The sequence below is a fragment of the Micromonospora foliorum genome, assembly GCF_022229015.1.
Classification (GTDB): domain Bacteria; phylum Actinomycetota; class Actinomycetes; order Mycobacteriales; family Micromonosporaceae; genus Micromonospora; species Micromonospora foliorum.
Genome location: NZ_JAKKFF010000450.1, coordinates 1 through 7118, shown reverse-complemented (window position 1 = coordinate 7118; position 7118 = coordinate 1). Strand labels below are relative to the sequence as shown.

Sequence of the window (7118 nt, the reverse complement as noted above, 5' to 3'; positions counted from 1 at the left end):
CACGGCAGCCGAGGTGGACCGGCTGCTCGCGGCGCTGGCCGAGCTGGGCTGACGCCCGGCCGGCGGTGGCCGGCGCTCAGCCGACCGGCGGGGCGGTGGGTGGCTTAGGCGTCTCGCCGGGCTCGGCGGGCTCACCGACCGGGCGCTCCTGCTCCCCGAAGGCGGTGCGGATCCACCGGTTCGCCTCCTCCTGCTCGATCCCGGAGGCGACCAGCAGGTCGCTCGCGGTGGTGCGGATCTGGGCGATCACCACACTGCCGGAGAAGCCGACCCCGGCGCCGTACGCCCGGCCGGCCTCGCTGACCGCCCGCAGCGACCGTTCCCGGGCCTTCTCCGGCTCCTCGCCGGCGGCGAACTCGTGCTTGAGCAGCCGGACCGACTCGGCGAGGTGGCCGACCGCGTCCGGCATCGGATCGGGCACCGGTTCCTCGTCCTCGACCAGCGTGACGGACCGGCGGATCAGCGTGCCGCTGTTGCGCATCGCCCGGTCGATCGGGTCGGCCGCCTCCGCGTAGTGGGTGAGTTCGTCGCGGCGGTGCCAGCGGGCCGGGGAGAGGGTGGCCGTCTCCTTCGCTCCCTCGATCGCCTCGCCCAACGTGGCCAGTTCCTCCTTGTTGTTGCGCAGTTTCTCCAGCGCGCTCTGGATGGCGGCGCGGTCCCGGTTGCGCAGCCCGTCGGCGGTGGCGTCGAGCTGGGCGGCGAGCAGGTCCAGGGCTGGTCGGGCGGCCCGGTTGATCACTCGGAGCGGGTTCAACGGCAGCAGCACCGCCGTGACCAGCAGCGCGATCCCACCGCCGAGGAACGCGTCGACGAAGCGGGGGATCTCCAGATTCTGGGTCGACGGGCTCAGCGTCACGATCAGCACCGCCGTGGCCGCCGCCTGGATGACGATGGCCACGCTCGCCCCGGCGAAGATGGTGAGCAGGATCGCCACCGTGACCACCAGGCCGAGCTGCCACGCCCCGGTGCCGAGCAGGTAGATCAGGAGGTCGCCGACGGCCACTCCGACCCCCACCCCGACGATCAACTCGATGGTCCGGCGGAACCGCTGGCCTACCGACGCGGCCAGGGTGCCGACCGCGGAGATCGGCGCGAAGACCGGTTGCGGGTTGCCGAGCACCTTGTGCGAGATCAGGTACGCGAGCCCGGCGGCCAGCCCGGCCTGCACGGCGAGTCCGCCGGCCATCCGGACCCGGTGCAGCCGGTCGTGCAGGGTGGCCCGGCCACGGTGGCGCAGCTGTTCGGTGGCCTCGGCGATCCGCGCGCCGTCGATGTCCACCAGCCCCTCACGCAACGGGGTACGTCGCACCATCGGAGCTCGCTTGTCCCGGGCCACGGCCATGGGCGCGACTACCCGTGGTGGGCCCGCTGAACCCTCCCTTCCCGCGCGTCGCGGACGGATGCGGCAGACTCGGGCGGTGGGTGAACTGCTGGACCGGTGGCGGGCGGCGGCCCGGGATGCCGGCGCGAGGTCCGATCCGGATACCACCCGGGCCGGGGAGAAGCTGCTCGCCCGGTGGCGGGAGCCGCACCGGCACTATCACACGCTGGCCCACCTGACGGCGGTGCTCGATGTGGTGGACCAGCACACCGACCTGGCCGCTCGGGCCGACGTGGTCCGGCTGGCGGCCTGGTTCCACGACGCGGTCTACGACCCCCGGGCGGCGGGCGACGCCAACGAACGCGACAGCGCCGCACTGGCCGAGAGCGTGCTCGCCGGTCTCGGGGTGCCGGCGCCCACGGTGGCCGAGGTGCGCCGGCTGGTGCTGCTCACCGCCGGGCACACGGTGGCACCGGACGACCGGGACGGCGCGCTGCTCTGCGATGCGGACCTGGCCGTGCTGGCCGCGCCGCCGGCCCGCTACGAGCGGTACGCGGCGGCGATCCGGCGGGAGTACGCCCACGTGCCGGAGCCGGCCTTCCGGGCCGGGCGGGCCGCCGTGTTGACCGGGCTGCTGGCGTTGCCGGCGCTGTTCCGACTGCCACCGCTGGCGAGCCGGTGGGAGGAGCCCGCCCGGGACAACGTGCGCCGCGAGCTGGCCACGCTCACCGGGGAGCCGGAGGACGCGGGCTGACCAGGTGCTTCGGCCGCCGCAGACCGGCGGCGCGGAGCAACCGGACCAGCTCCCGGCTCGGCACCACCTGGGCGCCGAGCCACACCGCCGCCGCGAACCGGTCGGCCGGAATGTCGTAGTGGTCCCGGTCGAAGCCACGCCGGGGCGCGCCGAGCGCCTCGGCGAAGGCGTGCAGCTCGGCGTACGAGACGTCACTGATCAGGTGCGACCAGAGCCGACCGCGCCACGGCCAGGCCGGCCGGTCCAGGTAGAGCATGGTGCCCAAGTTATCCCGCCCAGTCGATCATGTTGATGATCGCCGGTCGGCGACCTAGCCTCGGCTGCATGCCCCCCACCGCGCTCCTCGACGACCTGCGCGCCGCGCTCGGTGACGACGCCGTGCTCACCGACCCGGACCTGCTGCGTATGCACCAGCGGGACGAGGCCGACCTGTGCGCCGCAGGCGTTCCGCTGGTGGTGACCCGCCCGCGCGACACCGAGCAGGTGGTCGCCGTGGTCCGGGCCGCGGCGCGGCATGGCGTACCGGTGGTGCCGCAGGGCGCGCGGACCGGGCTGGCCGGCGCGGCGAACGCGGTGGACGGCGCGGTGGTCCTCAGCACCGTCGCGATGACCGAGATCCGGGAGATCGACCCGGTGAGCCGCATCGCGGTGGTCCAACCGGGGGTGGTCAACGCGGCGCTGGCCGGGGCGGTGGCCAAACAGGGCCTCTGGTACCCGCCGGACCCCGGCTCGTGGGAGTCGTCCACCATCGGCGGCAACGTGGCCACCAACGCCGGCGGCATGTGCTGCGTGAAGTACGGCGTGACCACCGAGTACGTGCTCGGCCTGGAGGTGGTGCTCGCCTCCGGCGAAGTGCTGCGCACCGGGCGGCGTACGGCCAAGGGGGTGGCCGGTTACGACCTGACCCGGCTGTTCGTCGGTTCGGAGGGCACTCTCGGCGTGATCACCGAGGTGACCGTGGCGCTGCGGCCCGCCCCGGCCGACTCGCTGACCCTGGTGGCGGTATTCCCCTCCACCGCCACGGCCGGCGCGGCGGTGGCCGAGATCGCGGCTCGCGGGCTCACCCCCAGCCTGCTGGAGTTGCTGGACCAGACTCACCTGCGGGCGATCGAGGCGTACCAGCCGATGGGGTTGCGGACCGACGCGCAGGCCCTGTTGCTGGCCGCCGCCGACACCGGCTCCCGGGCGGCGGACGACCTGGCCGTGCTGGCCGAGGTGTGCGAGGCCGTCGGCGCCGACGAGGTCTACGCGGCCACCGACGCGGTGGAGGCGGCGGCGCTGCTCCAGGCTCGCCGGCTGGCCCACCCGGCCATGGAGAAGTTCGCGGCGGACGCCTACCCGGGCGGCAACGGCGGTCTGGTGATCGACGACGTGGCGGTGCCGCGCGGCGCGCTCGCCGCGCTCCTGGACGGCGTCGCCCGGATCGCGGCCGAGTGCGAGGTGCCGATCGGCGTGGTGGGGCACGCCGGGGACGGCAACATGCACCCGAACATCGTGGTCGACCGGGCCGACCCGGCGAGCGTGCAGCGGGGCCGGCGGGCGTTCGACGAGATCATGCGGCTCGGCCTGGACCTGGGCGGCACGTGCACCGGCGAGCACGGGGTGGGGCTGCTCAAGCGGGACTGGCTGGCCCGGGAGATCGGGCCGGTCGGGGTCCGGGTGCATCAGGCGATCAAGTCGGCGCTCGACCCGGCCGGCCTGCTCAACCCGGGCAAGGTGCTCTGACGGGCTGCGGTCAGCCCTTGACCTCGGCCGGGGTCGCCTGGGTGAGCAGCAGCAGGATCTCCCCGGCGACTGGCGTGAGCTCCTCACCAGGGCAGTCCTGCGAGGTGATCAGCCCGGTCGCGGTGATGAGACTGGACGTCAGCGCGTCGATGCAGGTGGTCCGGTACCGCCGGGCCTGGTCGGTCTCGTCGGCCAGCGCCGGGTTGGCGAGCAGCACCTGGAGGCGTTCGGTCAGCTCCGGTGCGAGGGTGCCCCGGGAGGTCACGCCGTCGCCGGCGCAGTCGACGCACTGCCACGCGCCGTTCCGCTCGACGCTCAGGGTGCGCATCGGCCCGTCCTCGCCGAGCCGCTGGAGCAGGCTGACCTGACCGGCGGCGACAGTGGTGGGGATCTCCAGTTGCGATCCACCACCCGCCGTGCCTGCGGTCGGTTGCGCCACCGGCGTGTCCGGCTTGTCTCGGTCGAAGAGCGAGCACCCGGTCAGGGCACCGACGAGCGCGACGGCGACGAGGGGTACGAGGAGACGAGGGTGCGCGCGGGGTAGCACGCGCGGAAACCTACCCCACCGTAGGTAGCGTTCGAAACCACCATCCGGGCCGGTATCGATGGTTACCCATCGGTAACGTCGCAATTCGTCACCGAGCGGACGAGCGCAGCTCCGCCTGATCGTCGCCACCCCGGTCGGCCGCGTAACCCCGGACGTCCGGGGCGCCGAGCCGGGCCGCGTCCGCCGCCGCGTCGTCCGGCATCAACTGGGACTGCCGCTCCGCCTCCACCCGGGCGCGGTAGTGCTCGACCTCCCGTGCCCGGGTGGCCGCGTCCCAACCGAGCACCGCGCCCATCAACTCGGCGGTGTGCTCCGCCGACTCCAGCCCCCGGTGGCTGGTCTCGAACGAGATCCGGGTCCGCCGGGTCAGCACGTCCTCCAGGTGCAGCGCGCCCTCGGCCCGCGCCGCGTAGGCGACCTCCGCCGCCAGGTACTCCGGAGCACCGGCCAGCGGGGACGCCAGCAGCGGATCGGCGTCGACAAGCGCCAGCAGGTCCAGGGTGAGGGTGCCGTACCGCTCCAGCAGGTGCTCCACCACGCCGACCGGCACGCCGTGCCGGCGAGCCAGGTCGGCCCGGTCCCGCCACATCGCCGGGTAGCCGTCGGCGCCGAGCAGCGGCAGGTCGGCGGTGCGCGACGAGCGGGCGCCACCGAGCCGGCGAGCGGCCCGGTCGACCACGTCGGACGCCATCACCCGGTACGTCGTGTACTTGCCGCCGGCGACCAGCAGCAGCCCGAGCATCGGCTCGAAGACCGCGTGCTCCCGGGAGAGCTTCGAGGTCGAGTCCGCCTCGCCGGCCAGCAGCGGCCGCAGCCCGGCGTACACCCCCTCGATGTCGGCGGTGGTCAGCGGCCGGTCCAGCACGGTGTTGACCTGCTGGAGGAGATAGTCGATGTCGCGGGCCGAGGCGGCCGGGTGGGAGCGGTCCAGCCGCCAGTCGGTGTCCGTGGTGCCGATGATCCAGTGCCCGCCCCACGGGATGACGAAGAGCACCGAACTCGCCGTACGCAGGATGAGCCCCGTCTCGCCGGTGATTGCCGAGCGGGGCACCACCAGGTGCACACCCTTGGAGGCGCGCACCCGGACGCCGGGCCGCAGACCCACGTCGTTGAGCATCCGGGACATGTCGTCGCTCCACACCCCGGTGGCGGCGATGACGGTGCGGGCCTGCACCTCGAACTCCGCGTCCGGCGAACCCGACGGCGCCTCCAGGTCTCGGACGCACACGCCGGTCACCTCGCGCGCCTGCCGGATCAGCCCGACGGCGCGGGCACTGCTCACCACCGTTGCGCCGAGGCTGGCCGCGGTGCGGGCCAGGGTGACCACCAGCCGGGCGTCGTCGACCTGACCGTCGTAGTAGCGGATCGCCCCGGCCAGCGCGTCGGCCCGCAGACTCGGGAAGATCCGCCGGGCGCCCTCCCGGGTCAGGTGCCGGTGCAGGGGCATACCCCGGCCGCCGCCGAAGACCCCGGCGAAGGCGTCGTAGGCGGCCACCCCGGCGCCGTAGTACGAGCGGCGGAAGATCCGGGCCGGCAGGTCCCGCAGGCCCCGCCCGGGCGGCAGCGGCACCATGATCGGCACCGGGCGTACCAGGTGCGGCGCGAGCCGGGTGGCCAGCAGGCCGCGCTCGGTGAGCGCCTCGTGGACGAGGTGGAACTCCAACTGCTCCAGGTAGCGCAGGCCACCGTGGATGAGTTTGCTGGACCGGCTGGAGGTGCCGGCGGCAAGGTCACGCGCCTCGACCAGCGCCACCTTCAGGCCCCGGGACGCCGCGTCCAGGGCGGCCCCGGCACCGGTCACCCCGCCTCCGATGACCAGCACGTCGAAGCGCTCGGCACGCAGTCGACGCAGGTCGGACGCACGGCGGACCGGTGAGAGCTGACCGGCGACGGATCGGGAGACATTGGGGTCGCGCACCCGTCCACCGTAACCGCCGTGCCACCGGGTCGACATTCGCCGCCCGCCCCGCACTGCGCCACCTGCCTGGGGCGGCTGACGGAAACTGTCCAAGATCTGCACGGTTCTTCGAAGTCCCGGAACGCGACGGTCGGGTCGAAACCTCTCGTCGTAGTCGTAAGGTTCTCGGATGCAAGGTCAACCCGCGCAACCCGGTTTCAGCGACCGCAGTTCCCCGTGGCCGGTGGTCGCGGCCGTGCTGGTCGGCTGCTGGACGGTTGCGGTCACCGTGGGCACCCAGACCGGTGGTTGGCTCACCGACCAGGTGCTGCTGGGCTTCGGACGGGACCGGCTCGGCTGGCTCTGGCCGGTGCTCGGCCTGGCCACCGTCGTGCTGGCCGGCACGCCCGCCCTGCTGCTGGCCGTCCTGCCCCGGTCGGCCGCGGTCCGGGCCACCGGGCGGGCCTGGTTGATCGGGGCACTCGCGCTCGGCGTGCTCACACTGCTGCGGGTCGTGCCGCCGGTGCACCACGAGGCGTACCTCGCCGCGCTGGCCGGCGCCACGTTGCTCAGCGCACTCGCCGTGCGCTGGTCGGCGCGCCGGTGGGCGTACCCCGGGCTGGTTGGCTCGGTCGGCGGCCCGGCACCCACCGGAAACGGCGACGCCACACGGCCCCAGGCCGCCAGAGACGGCGACACCACACCGCCCGAAGCCGCCGAGAACGGCGACACCACACGGCCCCAGGCCGCCGAAGACGGCGACACCACACGGCCCGAAGCCACCGGGAGCCCGAAGCCGGTCGGACCCCAGCGACGCCCGGGGCGGCTCGGTCCGGTGCCGCTGCTCGCGGTCGCCGCCGGGTTGGCGCTGCTG

The 7118-nt window shown here is 74.1% G+C and carries 6 protein-coding genes and 1 pseudogene; 3 read left to right on the top strand and 4 right to left on the bottom strand.

Annotated elements, in window-relative coordinates; genetic code table 11:
- Positions 1–76 precede the first annotated feature (76 nt).
- Positions 77–1312: an FUSC family protein gene (locus PSH25_RS27535; protein ID WP_238661809.1), complete on the bottom strand. Its 1236-nt coding sequence runs from the start codon at positions 1310–1312 to the stop codon at positions 77–79.
- A 106-nt stretch (positions 1313–1418) separates the two neighbouring features.
- On the opposite strand from PSH25_RS27535, the gene PSH25_RS27530 reads away from it, so the two are divergent.
- Positions 1419–2075 (top strand): HD domain-containing protein, encoded by a 657-nt coding sequence (locus tag PSH25_RS27530; RefSeq protein ID WP_238661808.1) that lies wholly within the window; start codon positions 1419–1421, stop codon positions 2073–2075.
- Here PSH25_RS27530 and PSH25_RS27525 read toward each other — a convergent pair.
- Positions 2047–2331 carry a DUF4031 domain-containing protein gene (locus PSH25_RS27525; RefSeq protein ID WP_238661807.1) on the bottom strand — a complete coding sequence of 95 codons (285 nt, stop codon included), beginning with the start codon at positions 2329–2331 and terminating at the stop codon, positions 2047–2049. The two genes, PSH25_RS27530 and PSH25_RS27525, sit on opposite strands and share 29 nt — an antisense overlap.
- A gap of 68 nt (positions 2332–2399) precedes the next feature.
- Here PSH25_RS27525 and PSH25_RS27520 point away from each other — a divergent pair, with 68 nt between their 5' ends.
- A complete protein-coding gene (locus PSH25_RS27520) occupies positions 2400–3800 on the top strand; it encodes an FAD-binding oxidoreductase (protein ID WP_238661806.1) in 1401 nt (466 codons plus the stop codon).
- Positions 3801–3810: 10 nt separating this feature from the next.
- Here the strand turns inward: PSH25_RS27520 and PSH25_RS27515 are convergent, their stop codons facing one another.
- On the bottom strand, positions 3811–4347 hold the full coding sequence (locus tag PSH25_RS27515; protein ID WP_238661805.1) for a hypothetical protein: 537 nt from the start codon (positions 4345–4347) through the stop codon (positions 3811–3813).
- An 88-nt stretch (positions 4348–4435) separates the two neighbouring features.
- On the bottom strand, positions 4436–6301 hold the full coding sequence (locus PSH25_RS27510; RefSeq protein ID WP_238661804.1) for a glycerol-3-phosphate dehydrogenase/oxidase: 1866 nt from the start codon (positions 6299–6301) through the stop codon (positions 4436–4438).
- A gap of 133 nt (positions 6302–6434) precedes the next feature.
- Here PSH25_RS27510 and PSH25_RS27505 point away from each other — a divergent pair.
- Positions 6435–7118 (top strand): annotated as a pseudogene (locus PSH25_RS27505) (S8 family serine peptidase); the annotation flags it as partial.